A 19,218-nucleotide genomic window follows, 5' to 3' on the forward strand; every position below is an offset into this window, starting at 1 on the left:
GCCTAGCGCAGACGGAGAGCCTTCATGACCTTGAGGCTGCGGGTCATGAACGCCGCGTACTTCTCGTCGTCCATGCCCAGTGAGGGCGCCATCGGGAGCAGCCGCTGGTGGGCGACGGTCTGGGCCTCGGTGTACTTGAGGATGCCCTCGGATCCGTGGCGGCGGCCGAGGCCGGAGTCCTTCATGCCGCCCATGGGCGCCTGGGCGCTGCCGTAGGCGGGGGCGTAGCCCTCGTTGATGTTGACCGTGCCCGTGCGCAGGCGGGCGGCGACGGCGTGGCCGCGGCGGGCGTCCTTGGTCCAGACGCTGGAGTTGAGCCCGTACGCGGTGGAGTTGGCCTGCGCGACCGCCTCGTCCTCGTCGGTGAACCGGTAGATCGAGACGACCGGGCCGAACGTCTCCTCGCCGCAGACCGCCATCGGCGCCTCGACGCCGTCGAGGATGGTGGGCTCGTAGAAGAGCGGGCCGATGTCGGGGCGGGCGGTGCCGCCCGCGACGAGGGTGGCGCCCTTGGCGACGGCCTCGTCGACGTGCCGCTGCACGGTCTCCAGCTGGCGCTCGCCGACCAGCGAGCCCATGTCCGCGCCGTACGCGAGGGAGGCGCCGAGCCGCATGGCCTTCGTACGGGCGCCGAAGCGCTCGACGAACGCGTCGGCGATCGAGGCGTGGACGTACAGCCGCTCGATGGAGATGCAGAGCTGGCCGGCGGAGGAGAAGCAGGCCCGGACGGCGCCCGCGGCGGCCTTCTCGATGTCGGCGTCGTGCAGCACGAGCATGGCGTTCTTGCCGCCGAGCTCGAGCGAGACCCCGACGAGGCGGGCGGCCGCGCCCTGGGCGACCTCGCGGCCGGTGCGGGTGGAGCCGGTGAAGGAGACGTAGTCGGCGTGGCGGACCACCTCGGGGCCGACGACGGGCCCGTCCCCGAGGACGATCTGGAAGACCTCGGCGGGCAGTCCGGCCTCGATCAGCAGGTCACGGGCCCACAGCGCGGTGAGCGCGGTCTCGGTGTCGGGCTTCATGACGACGGCGTTGCCGGAGACGAACGCGGGCAGCGCGTCGCCGACGGACAGTTCGAGGGGGTAGTTCCAGGGGGCGATCTGACCGACGACCCCGCGCGGCTGGCGCAGCTCGGTGACCTTGGTGAGGGTCGGCATGGCGCCCGTGTGGCCCTTGGGGCGCAGGTACGCGGGGGCCTTGCGGCCGTAGTGCCGGGCGGCGATGGCGACGGCCTGCACCTCCTCGTGGGCGTGCAGGCGCGCCTTGCCGGTCTCCAGCTGGATGAGGTCGAGCACCTCGGCCTGGCGGGCCAGGACCAGGTCGTGGAAGCGCAGCAGTACGGCGGCCCGCTTGCGTACGGGGACCGCGGCCCAGGCGCTCTGGGCGGCGCGGGCCCGGTCGAAGGCCTCGGCCACGTCCTCGGGGGTGGCCTCGGGCAGGTCCGCCAGCTTGGCCCCGGTGAACGGGGTGTGGTTGGCGGTCCGGCCGGAACCGATCACTCCGCGGGTGAGCCGGGTGACCAGGTCGGGGGTCACCACGTCGGCGGCGGTACGGGCACCGGCCGGGGCGGGGGCGACCGGGTTGGTGGGCTGCGGTGCGCTGCGGAGGGGGGCCGGGGCCTGCGAGTCCGTCATGGCGGTGAGCGTATTCCGCCTGCGCAGCTTTGGGTACCCGTCGGTAACCGGATTTTGCCATTTCCGCCAGCGATTGCTGGCGCGGTGACCGGATGATGACCGGATGACCCTCCCGCGACCGCCCGGGCTCAGCCCTTCTTGGGCGGCTCCCAGCCGCTGAGGACGACGTCGAACTGCTGGCGGATGGTGTCCCAGTCGGCGATGGGACTCGACATGTAGATCGCGTACTCGGTGCCGTCCGGAGCGATGTACATCTGTTCGATGGCGCGACGCGGGCCCGGGAAGCTCACCTTTTCGGTCCACGCGAAGTCCCACAGCGCGGCCCGGGTGCTGTCCCGGAAGGTGTTCTGGTTCAGCTTCTGCTTCTTGTAGTCCGTCCGCTTCTGCACCTGCTTCTCCAGGTCGAGCAGGTGCGCGTACGGGTTCTCGTAGTCCGGCGTGGGGTCGGCGGCGATCCGGATGAAGTGCTTTCCGTTGTCCGGGGTGTAGTCGATCTGGTCGCCGTTCATCTGGCGCTTCCAGCCGTCCGGCACGAACAGCGTGAAGCCCGTCGGGTCGGTGACCTCGCTGAAGCCCGCCGGAGGGGCGTCCTCGCCGTCGCCGTCCTGCTGGTCGGGGGCGCTCGCGTTCTTGTCGGAGCCGCCGCCCGCCTCCGTGTCGCCGGTGAACCTCAGCACGCCGAACACGGCGCCGCCGCCGACCAACGCCGCCACCAGGGCGACGGCCGCGGCCCGCTTGATCCGGCCCGTGGCCGGGCTCCCCGCTGCGGGCGCGGGTCCGGCCTGTTCGGGCAGGGCCGCCGTGCGCGCCTGATCGGGCGCCGGGCCGGCGGGCGGGACGGGCTCGGTCGCGGTGCCGGTACCTGTGCCGGCTCCGGTGCCGGCTCCGGTGCCGCTGTCGGGCTCCTGGGCGTCGGTGAGTTCCTCCGGAGTCACCGCGCGGGTGGGCACGTACGCGTGCGCCGCCTTCGGCTCCCGGCCCTCCATCGCCTCGATCAGCATCCGCTCGGTCTCCTGGGCCGAGGGCCGCTCGGCCGGATCCTTGCGCAGCAGGGCGGTGATGACCGGCCCCAGGGCCCCCGACTGCCGCAGCGCCGGCGGCTCGTCGTTGACCACGGCCTGCAGGCTGGAGATGGGCGAGGTGCGGCGGAAGGGCGAACGGGCCTCGACGGCCGTGTACAGGGTCGCGCCCAGCGACCACAGGTCGGAGGCCGTACCGGGGGTGCCGCCGGTGACCCGCTCCGGGGCCAGGTAGTCGATGGAGCCGACGATCTCTCCGGTCCGCGTGATGGAGGAGTCGCCCTCGATCGCGGCGATCCCGAAGTCCGTGAGCAGGACCCGCCCGTCCTTGGCGAGCAGCACGTTGCCGGGCTTCACGTCCCGGTGCAGGACGCCGACCGCGTGCGCGGCGCGCAGCGCACCCAGTACGTGCAGCCCGATCCGGGCCGCCTCGTTGGGCTCGATCCGGCCGGCCGCCTTGGCCGCGTCCGCGAGGGAGGGGCCGTCGATGTACTCCATGACGATCCACGGCCGGTCGTCGTGCTCCAGCACGTCGTGGACGACGACGACCGCCGGGTGCTGGATCCGGGCCGCGGCCCGGGCCTCCTTCTGCGTCCGGGCGTGCAGGACCTCCCGGTCGGCCTGGGCGACGTACAGACCCGCCGTCAGTTCCTTGACGGCGACGGTCCTGTGCAGCAGCTCGTCATGCGCGCGCCACACCTTGCCCATGCCGCCGCTGCCGATGGGCTCCACGAGCCGGTACCGGCCAGCGAGCACCGCGCCCGCACCTGTCTGCTGTTCCACGAAACCCCGCCACTCTGTGCACTTCGGGCCAGATTACGGAGCCCTCGGGGCTGCCGGAACCGTGAAGGCGCGGTTCCGGCCGCACTGTGACGCAATCGCCGTACTGAGTCACCGTCAGTCGGCCTCAGCCACCCGATTTATAACTCCCCGTGGCCTTTTCGAAGACCTCGGTGACCTTGCCCTCTCCGTCCTGCGGACCGGCGACCATGACGACGTGGTAGCTGCCGCCGAGCGCCACGACGAAATTCCGGGCAACGACACTGCGGCCGTTGCCGTCGATCCAGGTGTACCGGCCGGTGACCCGCAGCTGGTTGCCGACCTTCGTGGTCTTGACGTCGCCCCCGCTGGCCCAGGTGGAGGACCGGTACGGGGCCAGCTCCGGCTCCTTGTCCTTCTGGTACGTCGCCGGGTCCGGATTGCCGTCGACCTTGTCCCGGCCGGGGACGACCGTCAGGACGTACTCCCCGTCGGTGTAGCGGACCTGCCCGGCCTCGTTCATGCCGCGCCGCTCCCAGCCGGCCGGGACGGCGATCTCGAAGTGCTCCGGGTCCTGCTGGGTGGTGTAGCCGGGCGGCGCGGGGGCGGGGGCTGCGGTCTGGGGGGTCTGGGGCGTCTGGCCTTGCTTCGCCGAGGGCGCAGCGGAGGGGGACGGCGACGGGGACTGCTGCGCCACCGGGGTCTTGTCGTCGGCATCCCGCCGGTCCCTCTCCCCGCCCCCGGGCAGGAAGAGCATGGCGTAGGCCACGGCCCCGGCGAGCAGGGCGAGGATGCCGACCAGCAGGATCCGCCCGAGGGAGCGCGGCCCCCGGGAGGGGGCGGGATTGCGGTGCCGGCCGTGCAGGTCGCCCCGCCGGCGTACGACGGGCAGCCGCGCGGGATCCGGCTCCGGCATCGGGAGCGCGCCGAGGCCGCCGTCCGGCTCGGGGGCGGACCGTACGAGCGAGCGCAGCCAGCCGCGGAGCTCCTCGAAGTCGGGGCGCTCGGTGGGGTCCTGGCGCAGCAGCGACTCCACGACCGGGCGCAGCGGGCCGCACTCCTCGGCGAAGGCGGGGGACTCGGCGCAGACCATCTCGACGAGCTCGGTGACGCTGTCCTCGGGGTACGGGGCGTGGCCCTGGACGGCGCGGTACAGCAGCGCGCCGAGCGCCCAGAGGTCGGTGGCGGGCCCGACGGGGGCGGCCAGCTGCCAGGGCCCCGAGACGGACCCGGCCTGCTCGGGGGCCCACCGCTCGGTGACGGCCCCGACGACGGCCATCCGCGTCTGCCGCGCCCGCTCGGCATCCAGGCCACTGCGAATCCCCCCGCCGCCCCAACCCCCGCCGTGGCCGGGCGGAAGCCCGCCGCCCGCCGACCGGCCGGGGTGCGGATACGAGCCGGCCTCCGGCTCACCGGGAAGCACGTACGGGGCCGAATACGGGCCTCCGGCCCCCTGCCGCGGGGCCTCGCCGGGCTGATCCGCCGGCCGGCCCGACCGGCTCGGGAGCACGTACGAGCCCGTGTCCGGGCCCTGGGAACCGTTCTGCCGAACGGGGTCGGGCTCGCCCGGGGGCAGGTACGAGGCCATGTTCGGGCCCCCGGCGCCCTGCGGCGAGGCCGGGGGCGGGGGGTCGGCCTGGTGGTAGCCCTGGGGCAGGGCGAGTTGGGCGGGCAGCGCGGGACGGGGCGGTGCCGGGTCGGGCTGCGGCTCGGGCTCGGGCGGCGACTCAGGCTCGGGCTGCGGCTCGGGCTCGGGCGCCGACTCGGGCCCGGGCTCCGGCTCGGGCTGCTCGACGGGCGGAAGGGCGGCCTGCCGGCGCGGGGTGGCCCCGTGCCACGGCGCGCCCGTACCGGTCTCCGGGCCGCCGTACGGATACGAGTACCCCTGCGGGAGGTTCGACCCCTGCGGCCTCGGCTCCGGCGCGGGCTCGGATCCGCCCCTGCGCTGCTCGGTGACCCGCGCGGCGGCGGCCTGTGCCCCCGCCCGGTAGGCGGCGATGGCCCCGGCGCGCGCGGCCGCCTTGAGGTCGGGCCGCTCCTCGGTCGCCCCGGGGGTGATGTGGTCGGAGTACCGCGGTCCGGTGTCGTACCCGGGCGCCACGAGGGGCGCGTAACCGCCCGCGCCCGGACCGGCATCCCGCCCGCCCCCGCCCGCCGACCCGTCCGGGTCCCCGCCCCGGGACCCCCGTACGGCGAGCCCCGCACCCGGCGGCGTCCCCCGGCCCTGCTCCCCGCCGGGGTTCGGCGCCGCGGCCCGGCCCGGGCCGGCGGCTAAGGCGTCCGTACCCGGCTCCGACGGCGCCGGGGGCGGTGTACTCCGGGCCTGGGCCGGGGGGTTCGGGGAGGCCGTGGGCGGCTTGGCCCAGCCCCGGGGCGGGGCGGGCGCCGGCGTCGCGGCGGGCGGGGCCCAGCCGTCGGATCCGCCGGGGTTCGGCGGGACCGGGTCGTAGCCGCACAGGGCGTCCTCGGCGGCGCCCGCCGCCAGCCCCGTCAGCACGACCCTCCCGTCCTCGCATATCAACACGGTCCGGACCGTGATGTTCCGGTGCGTCCAGCCATGCGCGTGCAGCACCCGCAGCGCAGTCAGCACGTCCGCAGCGACCTCCGCCGCCCGGTACGGGCTCAGCGGCTCATCGGCGATGAGCGCGGCCAGCGGACGCGCCGGCACCAACTCGCTCACTATCCACAGCGACCCGCCTTCGGCGAACACGTCGAAGACCTGGTCCAGCCGCGGATGGTCCGGCACGGACGCGGCCGCCTGCGCAGCGGCAATCGCCCTGCGCACGGCCGGGAGATCCCCCGCCGCCCGGCGGCCGGGCGCCATCGGGGCCCGCGCCCCGGCCCCGGCCGCCGCGTCCCCGTCCAGCAGCTCGGCGTCCACGAGCTCCGGCAACGGCACCTGCCGTACCAGGACTTCCTGCCCGCTGCGCGTGTCGAAGGCGCGGGTCTCGACCAGTTCGTACTCGTCCGACGGCGGCAGCGGCAGACGGTAGCGGTCGGCCAGGATCCGGCCCGCGTAGTCCTCCACCTCGCCTCCCCCGAGTGCTGGGGGCGCACGTGTCCCATGGCCCCGCTGCCACGATACGTCGCGCAGGGCGCCCGCGTCCCGGGCCTGGGAAGGCTCGTCGGCGAGGGGCTGCTAGGTCGTCTCTTTCGGATCTTGCCGGTCAAGCCCGCGTCGTCCGGTGCCGTGCATCGCAAGGCGGAGAGGCACGGTGCCGGGCGGCGCGGGTCTGGGGGCACCTCCCAGCGGTAGCTGGGGGAGCGAGATCCGGAAGAGACGGCCTAGCCGAGAGGCTGGAAGGTCGCGAACGCCGTGTTGCGCATCGTGGTGCACTCCGGGCCGTCCCACTGGTCCGCCGCGCAGCTGATCATGATCGCGTAGCCGTGCTTCGCGTCCACCTTGAAACCGCGGTTGAGCACCCGGACCTTGATGCCCTTCTGCTCCCGCTCGAACTCCCAGTCGGCGACGGTCGGGTAGCCGTTGTACTCGGTCGCGTCGATCCGGATCGTCCGGTAGTTCGTGCTGGAGCTCGCCGTTCCCGCGACGGCTTCCGCCCACGCGGCGCGGGCGTCGTTGCCGGGGCTGGCGGTGTAGTCGACCTGGATGCGCGGGAAGCCGCCGTCGCGGCTGTATATCGCGCCGGAGTTCTCACCGGCTATGCCGAACACCTTGAAGCCCGACGGCATCACCATGGAGAAGTGGAACCCGGGGTCCGTCACCTTGGCGTAGCCCTCGGGGAGTCCGCCTCCGGGACCGCCCGGTGAGGCGCCCTGACCCTGGCTCTGCCCCTGGCCCTGACTCTGGCTCTGCCCCTGGCCCTGCTGCCCGCCCGGGGACTGCCCCTGGCTGGGCTCGGTGCCGCCCGTGCCGGTGCCGGTGCCGGCGGTGCCGCCCTTGCCTGCGGTGGCGTTGGTCTCGCCGGTCTTGGCGGACGCGCCGGGGTTCGGCGTGCCGGAAGCCGTCGGACCCGGACCGCCCTTGCCCTCTTCCTTCTTGCCGGACGAATCGTCACCGCTGAACGCGTACGCGATCAGGGACCCGATGACGGCGAGCGCGACGACCACGCCCGCTATCGCGAGGGCGATGGTACGGCGGGACATGACGTCGGTGAGGGGCGCAGCGACCGGCGAGCGCTTGCCCGTCGCCGGGGGCTCGGCCGCCGAGGCCGCCGTCGTCGCCGCAGCGGCTGCCGCGGCCTTGCGGGTCGCCTTCAGCGCAGCGCGGGCCCGTTCGCGCTGCTCGCGCTCGAGCCGCTCGCGCTCCTTCTTCTCCGCCTTCTCGGCGGCCTTTTCGGCGGTGGCCTTGGCCGCGGCCTCCTTGGCGTCGGCCAGCGAGATCTGCCGGGTCTCCTCGACGGCCGGGGCGAGGACCGGTGCGGGGGCCGGCTCCGGCGCGTTGACGACGGCGGTGAGCATCGCCCGGGTGCGGGCTTCGTCGAGCCGGTGGGCCGGGTCCTTGGCGAGCAGGCCGTAGATGACCTCGGTCAGCGGACCCGCGTTCTTGGGCGGATCCACCGGCTCGGTCATCACGGCGGTGAGGGTGGCGAGCGCGGACCCCTTGTCGTACGGGGGCACGCCCTCGACGGCGGCGTAGAGCAGTCCGCCGAGGGACCACATGTCGGCGGGCGGGCCGGGCTTCTGGCCGCGGGCGCGCTCGGGGGAGATGTACGAGGGGGCGCCGACGAGCATGCCGGTGGAGGTGACGGAGGGGTCGCCCTCGACCTGGGCGATGCCGAAGTCGGTCAGCACGACGCGGCCGGTGCGGGCGATGAGCACGTTGGACGGCTTCACGTCCCGGTGCAGGATGCCCTGGCCGTGCGCGGCGCGGAGCACGTCGAGCACGGCGAGGCCGACCTCGGCGGCGCGATGGGGTGTCAGGGGGCCCTGTTCACGGATGAACTCGGCGAGCGAGGGGCCCTCGATGAGCTCCATGACGATCCACGGGCGGCCGTCCTCGTCGACGACGTCGAAGACGGTGACGGCGCCGCCGCTGCGGATCCGGGCAATCGCCTTGGCTTCGCGCAGGGTGCGGGTGATGAGGCGGCGCTTCTCGTCCTCGTCGACGCCGGTGCTGAAGCGGAGTTCCTTGACGGCGACCGTCCGGCCGAGGGTCTCGTCCTCGGCGCGCCAGACGGTGCCCATGCCGCCCTTGCCGAGGACTTCGCGCAGCCGGTAGCGCCGCGCGAGCAGCCGCCCCTCGGCTCCCGCGGCCTCGGCGGCCTTGGCGGCAGCCGCCTTGACGGCGGCCGCGACGGCATCGGCCTTCTCGACGACGGAATTCCCCGCGGCCACGGGCTTCGCCGCGGCAGGCTTCCTGTCCTCGGGCTCGGCCACCGCGCCCGCCGCCTTCGCCGACTCGGCGGGCTTGCTCAGGTCGGCCTTCACCGCAGGCGCGTCGGCAGCCTTCGCGCCCTCGGCCCCGCCCGGGGCCGACTTCCCGGCCTCGGCGGCAGCCTTCACCGACCCGGCGGCAGCCGCAGGCTTGCCCAGGTCAGGCTTCGCCGCAGCGGGCTTCTTGTCCTCCGGCTCCGCCGACTCGGCAGACACCGCAGCAGGCTTGCCCAGGTCAGGCTTCGCCGCAGGCGGCGTGGCAGGGGTCGGGGGGCCGTCCTGGTTCGCCGTAGGCGACTCCGGCTCCGCCGACACAGGCTTCGCCCGGTCCTGCTTCGCCGCAGGCGACTCGGCGGGCGACTCGGTGTGCTCCGGCTTCGACATGCGTCCCCTCTGCGATCGTGCCGCCTGCTCCGGCTGCTCCGGCAGCCTCCGGGGTCCCCGGTGGCCCGGACCGGGAGAACCCGTGCGGTAACCCGCCCCGGCAGAACCCTCATTGTTCCTCACTCCGCAACGGACGGGCGCCCCGGGTCCGCGGTTCCCCCCTCCGCATCCCGGAGTTACAACGGAACGATGTCGGGAGCCCCCAACCGCGCCGCATCCGCCGTCTGGTCGTCCGGCTGACGTTGCGATTCCCGTTCCGCCTGTACCCGCTTCTCGTAGTGTTCCACTTCCTTCTCGATCTGCTGCTTGTCCCACCCCAGGACCGGAGCCATCAGCTCCGCGCACTCCCTCGCCGACCGCGCCCCCCGGTCGAACGTCTCGATCGAGATCCGCGTCCGCCGCGTCAGCACGTCGTCCAGGTGCCGCGCCCCCTCGTGCGAGGCCGCGTACACCACCTCCGCCCGCAGGTAGTCGTCCGCCCCGCCCAGCGGCTGCCCCAGCCCGGGGTCCGCCGCGATCAGGTCCAGCAGTTCGTCCGTCATCGAGCCGTACCGGTTCAACAGGTGCTCCACCCGCACCACATGGAGGCCCGTCCGGGCCGCCATCCGGGCCCGCCCGTTCCACAGCGCCCGGTACCCCTCCGCCCCCACCAGCGGGACGTCCTCCGTCACGCACTCCGCGACCCGCTGGTCCAGCCCGTGCACCGCCTCGTCGACCGCGTCCTTCGCCATGACCCGGTACGTCGTGTACTTGCCGCCCGCGACCACCACCAGCCCCGGCACGGGATGCGCCACCGTGTGCTCGCGCGAGAGCTTGCTCGTCGCGTCCGACTCCCCGGCCAGCAGCGGCCGCAGGCCCGCGTACACCCCCTGCACGTCGTCCCGCGTCAGCGGCACCGCCAGCACCGAGTTCACGTGCTCCAGCAGGTAGTCGATGTCCGCGCTGGACGCCGCCGGATGGGCCTTGTCCAGGTCCCAGTCCGTGTCCGTCGTCCCCACGATCCAGCTCCGCCCCCACGGGATCACGAAGAGCACGGACTTCTCCGTCCGCAGGATCAGGCCCGTCGAGGAGTGGATCCGGTCCTTGGGGACGACCAGGTGGATGCCCTTCGACGCCCGGACGTGGAACTGCCCCCGCTCCCCGATCAGCGCCTGCGTGTCGTCCGTCCACACCCCCGTCGCGTTCACGATCTGCCGCGCGCGGATCTCGTACTCGCCGCCGCCCTCCACGTCCTGCACCCGCGCCCCGACGACCCGCTCGCCCTCCCGCAGGAAGCCGACCACCCTCGCCCGGTTGGCGCACTGCGCCCCGTACGCCGCGGCCGTCCGCACCAGCGTGGCCACGTACCGCGCATCGTCCATCTGGGCGTCGTAGTACTGCAGGGCCCCCACCAGCGCGTCCTTGCGCAGCGCCGGCGCGACCCGCAGCGCGCGCCTGCGCGACAGGTGCCGGTGCACCGGCAGCCCCCGCCCGTGCCCGCTGGACACCGACATCGCGTCGTACAGCGCGACGCCCGATCCGGCGTAGAACCGCTCCCAGCCCTTGTGCTGCAGCGGGTACAGGAACGGTACGGGCTTCACCAGGTGCGGGGCCAGCCGCTCCAGCAGCAGCCCGCGCTCCTTCAGGGCCTCCCGTACGAGGCCGAAGTCCAGCATCTCCAGGTACCGCAGACCGCCGTGGATCAGCTTGCTCGACCGGCTGGAGGTGCCGGACGCCCAGTCCCGGGCCTCCACCAGCCCCGTCGAGAGGCCTCTGGTCGCGGCGTCGAGGGCGGTGCCGGCGCCCACCACGCCCGCGCCCACCACCAGCACGTCCAGTTCCCGCTCGGCCATCCGGGCGAGCGCCTCTTCGCGCTGGACCGGCCCCAGTGTCGCTGTCCTCACGGCTGCCTCCCGTTCGGTGCGGGTGTTCCCCGCTCGGTGCGGGTGATCCCGCTCACATCCCCCGCCCTTGATTCTGACCCGCCACACCCACATCAGCCACCGCCTGTGGACAACACAACGGCGACCATCACCCCGTAATACGACACATCGGTCATATATACGCCTAGTCTGACATCGCGCCAGCTCCGCACCTGGACCCGCACGGTCCACAGGGCTTGCGCACCCAGCCCCCTCATGCATGCCAGGGAAGGGACGGCACCCCATGCCCGCAGATCTCGCCGTCATCGGACTCGGCCACCTCGGCCTCCCGCTGGCCCAGGCGGCCGTCGCCGCCGGAATCGAGACGGTCGGCTACGACAGCGGTCCGGTCACGGACTCCACCCTCACCGCCGCCGAGGTCCGCCGCATGTCGGCCGCCGGCTTCCGGGTCACCACCAACCCCGCCGAACTCGGCAGGGTCCGCACCGCCGTCATCTGCGCCCCCACCCAGCTCGGCGCCGACCGCGCGCTCGACCTCTCCGCCGTCGGCGAGGCGGGCCGCACCCTCGCCGCCCGGCTGCGCCCGCACACGACCGTCATCCTCGAGTCCGCCGCCCACCCGGGCGTCACCGAGGAGTACCTGCGCCCGATCCTCGAGGCCGGCTCCGGACTGCGCGCCGGCCGGGACTTCCACCTGGCCTACTCCCCCAGCCGCCTCGACCCGGGCAACCGCACCCACGGAGTGGCCAACACCCCCAAGGTGATCGGCGGCCTCACCCCCGCCTGCACCGAGTCCGCGCACGCCTTCTACGCCCGGCTCACCGAGAAGGTGGTCCGAGCGCGCGGCCTGCGCGAGGCCGAGACCGTACAGCTGCTGGAGACCAACTACCGGCACGTCAACATCGCCCTCATGAACGAGATGGCGGTGCTCTGCCACGACCTCGGCGTCGACCTGTGGGACGTCATCCGCTGCGCCGAGACCAAGCCGTACGGGTTCCAGGCCTTCCGGCCCGGCCCGGGAGTCGGCGGCCACAGCGTGGCCCTCGACCCCAACTACCTCCCGCACACCACCCGCACCCCGGGCCACCCCCTGCGCATGGTCGGGCTGGCGCAGGAGATCAACAGCCGGATGCCCCAGTACGTCATCCAGCGTTCCGCCACCCTGCTGAACGAGCACGGGAAATCGGCCCGCGGGGCCCGGGTCCTGCTGCTCGGCGTCACGTACAAGCCCGACCTGGGCGACCAGGAGGGCTCGCCGGCCCGCGAGATCGCCAGCCGCCTGCTCGACCTCGGCGCGCTGATCAGCTACCACGACCCGTACATCGCCGGATGGCGCGTCAGGGACCAGCCCGTCCCCCGCGCCGAATCGCTGTACGAGGCCGCCGCGAACGCCGATCTGACGATCCTGCTCCAGCACCACCGCACGTACGACCTCCAAGGTCTGGCGGTGAAGGCGCAGTTGCTGCTGGACACCCGCGGCGCCAGCCCGGCGGGCGCGGCGCACCGGCTCTGACCACGCCGCGACCCGCCAAGAAGACCGGCGACTGCCCCAAGGGCAGCTCTGAGCAGGCACGTTCGACAGAAATCCCTGTTGACGGCCCGTCCGGCGGCCATATGATCCGCGCGTGCCTGCTCACCCCCCGCCCGGTCGGCCCGTCTTCGAGCCCGCCGACCGCGTCCCCGCCCTCGGCGCCCTGCGCGACGCCGTCCTGCGCCACGACTGGGACGCCGTGTCCGCCGCCTTCGAGGCGCACCCCGACGAGGACGACCGCGCCCTCGCCTGCCGGGTCGTCGCCGAGATCCCCGACTACGACGGGTTCCTGCGGCAGGCCGTGGACCGTGATCCGCCAGGCCCGCTGGCCCGGTCCCTCCTCGCCGACCGGCTGATCCAGGCGGGCTGGGCCATCCGGTCCGGGTACCGCGCCCAGCACGTGACGCGGCAGCAGTTCGACGAGTTCCACGCCCACCTGCGGCGCGCGGAGGTGCTGCTCATCGACGTCTGCGCCGAGCACCCGCAGTACGCGCTCGCCTGGTACCTGCGCGTCATCACCTCGCGCGGCCTCGAACTCGGCCCGGGCGAGACCCGCCGCCGCTACGACCGGCTCGCCGAGCACCACCCGCACCACTACCCCGGCCAGCAGCAGCTGCTCCAGCAGCTCTGCCCCAAGTGGGGCGGAACGTGGGAGTCCGCCCACGGCTTCGCCGAGGAGTGCGCGAAGACCGCGCCGCCCGGGAGCCCGAACGGCGCCCTGGTCGCGATCGCACAGATGGAGCAGTACCTGGAGCTGCGGGAGCGGGCGGGCGACCGGGCTGCAGAAACGTATCTGCGCGGCGCGGACACCCGTCAGGCCCTCCTCGACGCCGCCGCGCGGTCGGTCCTGCACCCCGCGGCCCGCGCCGGGGCGTACCAGCTCGTCGGCGCGCACAGCGCCTTCGCCGCCGCACACTGCGCCGCCGGCCGGCACGCCGAGGCGGCTGCGCACTTCCGCGCCCTCGGCGACCGCGCGAGCGAGTTCCCGTGGGGCTACATCGGCGGCTCCGACCACGAGGCCGAGTTCACCCGCCACCGCAAGACCGCCCTGGCCAAGGGCTGAGGGGGACACCATGGAGACGACCGAGACCGACGGCATCACCACGACCACCGTGGACGGCATCCGCACCGTCCTCGCCCCCCGCTCGGGGCTCCTCACCGCCGGGCTCCTCTTCCGCGTCGGACGCGCCGACGAAACCCTCGCCACCAGCGGCATCACCCATCTGGTCGAGCACCTGGCCCTGCACCGGCACGGCCTCGGCGACCTGCACCACAACGGCGCCACCGCCGCCGCGTACACCCACTTCCACGCCACCGGCACTCCCGCCGACGTGGTCGAGTACCTCAACGGCGTGTGCGCGGCGCTGCGCGACCTCCCGACGGACCGGCTGGAGACCGAGAAGGGGATCCTGCGCACCGAGGCCGCCGGCAAGGGCCACGGCCCGGCCCACGCCGCCACCCTGTGGCGCTACGGCTCCCGCTCGTACGGACTCACCGGCTACGCCGAGACGGGCCTGTACCGCCTGACCGCGGACGACGTCCGCGCCTGGGCGCAGACCCGGTTCACCGCCGAGAACGCCGTCCTGTGGATCACCGGCGACAGCGTCCCCGAGGGCCTCGACCTCACGCTCCCGCGGGGCGAGTGGCACCCGGCCCCCGCGGCCACTTCCGCGCTGCCCGCCACCCCCGCCTACTTCCCGGGCGACGATCCCGGCGTCGTCCTGACCGCGGTCGTGCCCCGTTCCACCGAAGCGGACCTGTTCGCCGAGGTCCTGGGCAAGGAGCTGTTCCGCGAGCTGCGCCAGAAGGGCGGCTACTCGTACACCGCGATCGGCGACTACTCCCCGCGCGACGCCGACTCCGCGACCGTCACCGCGTACGCCGACGCCCTCCCGCAGAAGCAGGACGCCCTGGTCGGCGCCTTCGTCGACGTCTTCGCGAAGCTCCGGGCCGGCCGGATCGAACAGGCCGACCTGGACTCCGTACGAGCATCCGCGCTGGCGCAGTTCGACACTCCGGAGCTCTCCGGCCGCCTGCTCCCCGGGCATGCCATGAACCTGCTGCTGGGCCACCGCAACCTCACCGTCGCCGAGGCGAAGGCCGAGATCGAGGCGGTCACCGTCGCCGACCTCCACCGGGTCGCCCGCGCCGTGTGGGACGACGCCCTGGTGCAGGTGCCGGGCCGGGGCGTGGACTGGGCGGGGCTGGCGGCCGCGCCCACCGACTCCCCGGACATCGTCAGCGGCACCCACCACCCGGCAGTGGCGGACCCGGCCGTCTTCCTGCGCCTGGCGGACGACGGCGTCAGCCGGGTCTCGCCGGGCCAGCGGGTCACCGTCCGGTACGCCGCGTGCTCCCTGATGCAGGTCTACCCGGACGGCGCCCGCCACCTGGTCGGCCACGACGGCTTCACCGTCACCGTCGAGCCGACCCTCCACCACCGGATCACCCCTGCCGAACTGGCGGTGATCGACGCGGCCGTCCCGCCCTCGGCGGTGGTCGCGATGCCGCCCCGCCACCCGTCGCGGATCCCGCGGCCGGCCGGACCCGGACCGGCGCCCGCGCCCGCCGCACGCTCCGTCTGGTTCACCGTGCTGCTGTGGGTGCTCGGTGTGCCCGGGCTGCTCATCGGGGGGTCGGCGCTCCTGCTGGGCCTCGCCCTGGGTGACGATCACGACCGGATACCCCAGGACACCGCGCAGGACCTGCTCATGTGGCTGATGTTCGCGGGCGTCTTCCTGATCCCGTGGGGCGTCTGCCTGGATCGCCGGCTCAAGGGCAAGAACTGACCGGCGGAACGCCGAAGGGCCGGCTCCCCCTGCGGGGAGCCGGCCCTTCGCGTGCGTGCGCGGGGGTCAGCGGCGGTGCTGCGAGTCCGCGACCGTGACCTCGACCCGCTGGAACTCCTTGAGCTCGCTGTAGCCGGTGGTGGCCATCGAGCGGCGCAGCGCACCGAAGATGTTCATCGAGCCGTCCGAGATGTGCGACGGGCCGGTGAGGATCTCCTCGGTGGTGCCGACCGTGCCCAGGTCGACCTTCTTGCCGCGCGGCACGTCCTCGTGGACGGCCTCCATGCCCCAGTGGTGGCCCTTGCCGGGCGCGTCGGTGGCACGGGCCAGCGGGGAGCCCATCATCACGGCGTCGGCGCCGCAGGCGACGGCCTTCGGGATGTCGCCGGACCAGCCCACGCCGCCGTCGGCGATGACGTGCACGTAGCGGCCGCCGGACTCGTCCATGTAGTCGCGGCGGGCCGCGGCCACGTCCGCGACGGCGGTGGCCATCGGGACCTGGATGCCGAGCACGTTGCGCGTGGTGTGCGCGGCGCCGCCGCCGAAGCCGACCAGGACGCCCGCGGCGCCGGTGCGCATCAGGTGCAGGGCCGCGGTGTACGTGGCGCAGCCGCCGACGATGACCGGGACGTCGAGCTCGTAGATGAACTGCTTGAGGTTCAGCGGCTCGGCGGCGCCGGAGACGTGCTCCGCCGACACGGTGGTACCGCGGATCACGAAGATGTCCACGCCTGCGTCGACGACGGCCTTGGAGAACTCGGCGGTGCGCTGCGGGGAGAGCGCGGCGGCGGTGACGACACCGGAGTCGCGGACCTCCTTGATGCGCTGCCGGATCAGGTCCGCCTGGATCGGGGCGGAGTAGATCTCCTGGAGACGACGGGTGGCGGACTCCTCGTCCAGCTCCGTGATCTCGTCGAGCAGCGGCTGCGGGTCCTCGTACCGGGTCCACAGGCCTTCGAGGTTCAGCACGCCGAGGCCGCCGAGCTCGCCGATGCGGATGGCGGTCTGCGGGGAGACGACCGAGTCCATGGGGGCTGCGAGGAAGGGGAGCTCGAAGCGGTAGGCGTCGATCTGCCAGGCGATCGAGACCTCCTTCGGGTCCCGCGTACGCCGGCTCGGGACGATGGCGATGTCGTCGAACGCGTACGCCCTGCGGCCGCGCTTGCCGCGCCCGATCTCGATCTCAGTCACGTGTGGTGGCCTTTCCTCTGGGTCTGCCCGTCCAGTATCCCCGAACCCCGGCGCCCCGCGTTCCGGTGACCGCTGTACGGACGCACGGCGAAGGGGGCGGGTCCGGATGGACCCGCCCCCTTCATGCGCTGTCGGTTCAGCCCTTGCGGCTGTAGTTCGGTGCCTCGACCGTCATCTGGATGTCGTGCGGGTGGCTCTCCTTGAGGCCCGCCGAGGTGATGCGGACGAAGCGGCCGCGGTCCTGCAGCTCCGGCACCGTACGGCCGCCGACGTAGAACATCGACTGGCGCAGGCCGCCGACGAGCTGGTGCACGACCGCGGAGAGCGGGCCGCGGTACGGGACCTGGCCCTCGATGCCCTCGGGGATGAGCTTGTCGTCGCCGCCCACGCCCTCCTGGAAGTAGCGGTCCTTGGAGAAGGAGCGCTGGTCGCCGCGGGACTGCATCGCGCCGAGCGAGCCCATGCCGCGGTACGACTTGAACTGCTTGCCGTTGATGAAGAGCAGCTCGCCCGGGGACTCCTCGCAGCCCGCGAGCAGCGAGCCGAGCATCACCGTGTCGGCGCCGGCGACGAGCGCCTTGGCGATGTCGCCGGAGTACTGCAGGCCGCCGTCGCCGATGACCGGGACACCGGCCGCCTTGGCGGCGAGCGAGGCCTCGTAGATGGCGGTGACCTGCGGGACGCCGATGCCGGCGACGACGCGGGTGGTGCAGATGGAGCCGGGGCCGACGCCGACCTTGATGCCGTCGCAGCCGGCGTCGATCAGCGCCTGGGCGCCGTCACGGGTGGCGATGTTGCCGCCGATGACGTCGACCGAGGAGTTCGACTTGATCTTGGAGACCATGTCGCCGACCAGGCGGGAGTGGCCGTGGGCGGTGTCGACGACGATGAAGTCGGCGCCCGCCTCGATCAGGGCCTGGGCGCGCTCGTACGCGTCGCCGGCGACGCCGACCGCGGCGCCGACCAGGAGGCGGCCGCCCTTGTCCTTGGCGGCGTTCGGGTACTTCTCGGCCTTGACGAAGTCCTTGACCGTGATGAGGCCCTTGAGGATGCCCGCCTCGTCGACCAGCGGAAGCTTCTCGATCTTGTGGCGGCGCAGCAGCTCCATGGCGTCGACGCCGGAGATGCCGACCTTGCCCGTGACCAGCGGCATCGGGGTCATGACCTCGCGCACCTGGCGGCTGCGGTCCGACTCGAAGGCCATGTCGCGGTTGGTGACGATGCCGAGCAGCTTGCCCGCCGGGTCGGTGACCGGGACACCGGAGATGCGGAACTTCGCGCAGAGCTCGTCGGCCTCGCGCAGCGTCGCGTCCGGGTGCACCGTGATCGGGTCGGTGACCATGCCGGACTCGGAGCGCTTGACCAGGTCCACCTGGTTCGCCTGGTCGGCGATCGACAGGTTGCGGTGCAGTACGCCGACGCCGCCCTGACGGGCCATCGCGATGGCCATGCGGGCCTCGGTGACCTTGTCCATGGCGGCGGACAGCAGCGGAACGTTGACGCGCACGTTCCGGGAGATCAGGGAAGAGGTGTCGATCTCGTCCGGCGCCATGTCGGACGCGCCCGGCAGCAGCAGGACGTCGTCATACGTGAGGCCGAGTGTGGCGAATTTGTCGGGCGCTCCAGACGCGTCACTGCCGTTCACAGTCATGACACCTTCCCAATGGTCTTGCTCAGCGCGGATCTCCATGCTAACGGGATCGCGACGCGTCTCATTCCACGAGCGGGGTCAAGCCCAAGTTTCGTGGCTTCCTCCTATTGATCGACGACGTATCGACCGTCGACAGGATTCGGCCGCCGTCCGGCGGTCGCCCGCCTACTGCTCGGCGAGTGCGCGCAGCCGGCTGAGCGCACGGTGCTGGGCCACCCGCACCGCACCCGGGGACATCCCGAGCATCTGCCCGGTCTCCTCGGCCGTCAGCCCGACCGCCACCCGCAGTACGAGGAGCTCGCGCTGGTTCTCCGGAAGGTTGGCCAGCAGTTTCTTGGCCCAGGCGGCGTCGCTGCTCAGCAGCGCCCGCTCCTCCGGGCCCAGCGAGTCGTCCGGCCGCTCGGGCATCTCGTCGGAGGGCACGGCCGTGCTGCCCGGGTGCCGCATGGCGGCCCGCTGCAGGTCGGCGACCTTGTGCGCGGCGATGGCGAAGACGAAGGCCTCGAAGGGGCGGCCGGTGTCCCGGTACCGCGGGAGCGCCATCAGGACGGCGACGCACACCTCCTGCGCCAGGTCCTCCACGAAGTGGCGGGCATCGCCGGGAAGGCGCGAGAGCCGGGCCCGGCAGTAGCGGATGGCCAGCGGGTGCACGAAGGCGAGCAGGTCGTGCGTCGCCTGCTCGTCACCCTCCACCGCACGGCGTACGAGCGCGCTGACAGCCCCGACGCTGCCGCCCTTGGCGGCGCCGGTGGAGCCTGTGGCCGCGGGTGACCCCGGGACCTCGTCGTCGCGCATCAATCCATGGTGCCTTGGCGCCGGAGCATTCGCGCCGCCACGGCCCGTGTTGTGCGTCGAAGCGTTATGAGCGGGTGCGCCTGAACCCATCACTGCGCCCTCCCCTCCCGCTCGACCGAGTAGTCCCCGAGGCCCCATCCCAGAAAATGCGCCACACCTCAAGCATGCGGCATCGCGCGCGAAGCGACACGTCCCCCGGATTGTGCCCCGCCGATACCCGGGTGCGCACCGGGTGCGACGGGACGGAAACAGGCGGGACGGCCCTCCGGACG

General features: G+C 73.3%; 11 protein-coding genes. 3 read left to right on the forward strand and 8 right to left on the reverse strand.

The annotated features are described in order from the left end of the window. Positions 1-2: 2 nt before the first annotated feature. The 5 genes from OG299_RS16530 to OG299_RS16550 all read right to left on the reverse strand — a co-directional run bounded on the left by OG299_RS16530 (position 3) and on the right by OG299_RS16550 (position 11,010). Positions 3-1,631, reverse strand: a complete 1,629-nt coding sequence (locus OG299_RS16530; protein WP_266626358.1) for a succinic semialdehyde dehydrogenase — start codon at positions 1,629-1,631, stop codon at positions 3-5. Positions 1,632-1,759: 128 nt separating this feature from the next. Continuing rightward, complete coding sequence (locus OG299_RS16535; protein ID WP_327361881.1) at positions 1,760-3,433, reverse strand: serine/threonine-protein kinase; 1,674 nt, start codon at positions 3,431-3,433, stop codon at positions 1,760-1,762. Positions 3,434-3,557: 124 nt separating this feature from the next. Continuing rightward, entirely contained in the window at positions 3,558-6,437 is a 2,880-nt protein-coding gene (locus OG299_RS16540) for a serine/threonine kinase C-terminal domain-containing protein (RefSeq protein WP_327361882.1), read from the reverse strand. A 257-nt stretch (positions 6,438-6,694) separates the two neighbouring features. Beyond that, positions 6,695-9,127, reverse strand: coding sequence for a serine/threonine-protein kinase (locus OG299_RS16545; RefSeq protein WP_327361883.1), 2,433 nt, complete (start codon positions 9,125-9,127; stop codon positions 6,695-6,697). A 176-nt stretch (positions 9,128-9,303) separates the two neighbouring features. Beyond that, entirely contained in the window at positions 9,304-11,010 is a 1,707-nt protein-coding gene (locus OG299_RS16550) for a glycerol-3-phosphate dehydrogenase/oxidase (RefSeq protein WP_327361884.1), read from the reverse strand. 262 nt (positions 11,011-11,272) lie between these two features. On the opposite strand from OG299_RS16550, the gene OG299_RS16555 reads away from it, so the two are divergent. From OG299_RS16555 to OG299_RS16565, 3 genes are all read left to right on the forward strand, one after another. Next, the gene (locus tag OG299_RS16555) at positions 11,273-12,502 is read left to right on the forward strand and encodes a nucleotide sugar dehydrogenase (RefSeq protein ID WP_266626368.1); all 1,230 of its coding nucleotides are present in this window, start codon (positions 11,273-11,275) and stop codon (positions 12,500-12,502) included. Positions 12,503-12,614: 112 nt separating this feature from the next. After that, a complete protein-coding gene (locus tag OG299_RS16560; RefSeq protein ID WP_327361885.1) occupies positions 12,615-13,583 on the forward strand; it encodes a hypothetical protein in 969 nt (322 codons plus the stop codon). A gap of 10 nt (positions 13,584-13,593) precedes the next feature. Further along, positions 13,594-15,309: a M16 family metallopeptidase gene (locus tag OG299_RS16565; RefSeq protein WP_327361886.1), complete on the forward strand. Its 1,716-nt coding sequence runs from the start codon at positions 13,594-13,596 to the stop codon at positions 15,307-15,309. 66 nt (positions 15,310-15,375) lie between these two features. Here the strand turns inward: OG299_RS16565 and OG299_RS16570 are convergent, their stop codons facing one another. The 3 genes from OG299_RS16570 to OG299_RS16580 form a co-directional block, all read right to left on the reverse strand. After that, the gene (locus tag OG299_RS16570) at positions 15,376-16,500 is read right to left on the reverse strand and encodes a GuaB3 family IMP dehydrogenase-related protein (RefSeq protein ID WP_266626374.1); all 1,125 of its coding nucleotides are present in this window, start codon (positions 16,498-16,500) and stop codon (positions 15,376-15,378) included. 136 nt (positions 16,501-16,636) lie between these two features. Then, positions 16,637-18,151 carry an IMP dehydrogenase gene (gene guaB / locus OG299_RS16575; RefSeq protein WP_266626376.1) on the reverse strand — a complete coding sequence of 505 codons (1,515 nt, stop codon included), beginning with the start codon at positions 18,149-18,151 and terminating at the stop codon, positions 16,637-16,639. A gap of 165 nt (positions 18,152-18,316) precedes the next feature. Continuing rightward, positions 18,317-18,946, reverse strand: coding sequence for a sigma-70 family RNA polymerase sigma factor (locus tag OG299_RS16580; RefSeq protein WP_266626378.1), 630 nt, complete (start codon positions 18,944-18,946; stop codon positions 18,317-18,319). Between the last annotated feature and the right edge of the window lie 272 nt (positions 18,947-19,218).

The organism is Streptomyces sp. NBC_01296 (assembly GCF_035984415.1).
Classification (GTDB): Bacteria; Actinomycetota; Actinomycetes; order Streptomycetales; family Streptomycetaceae; genus Streptomyces.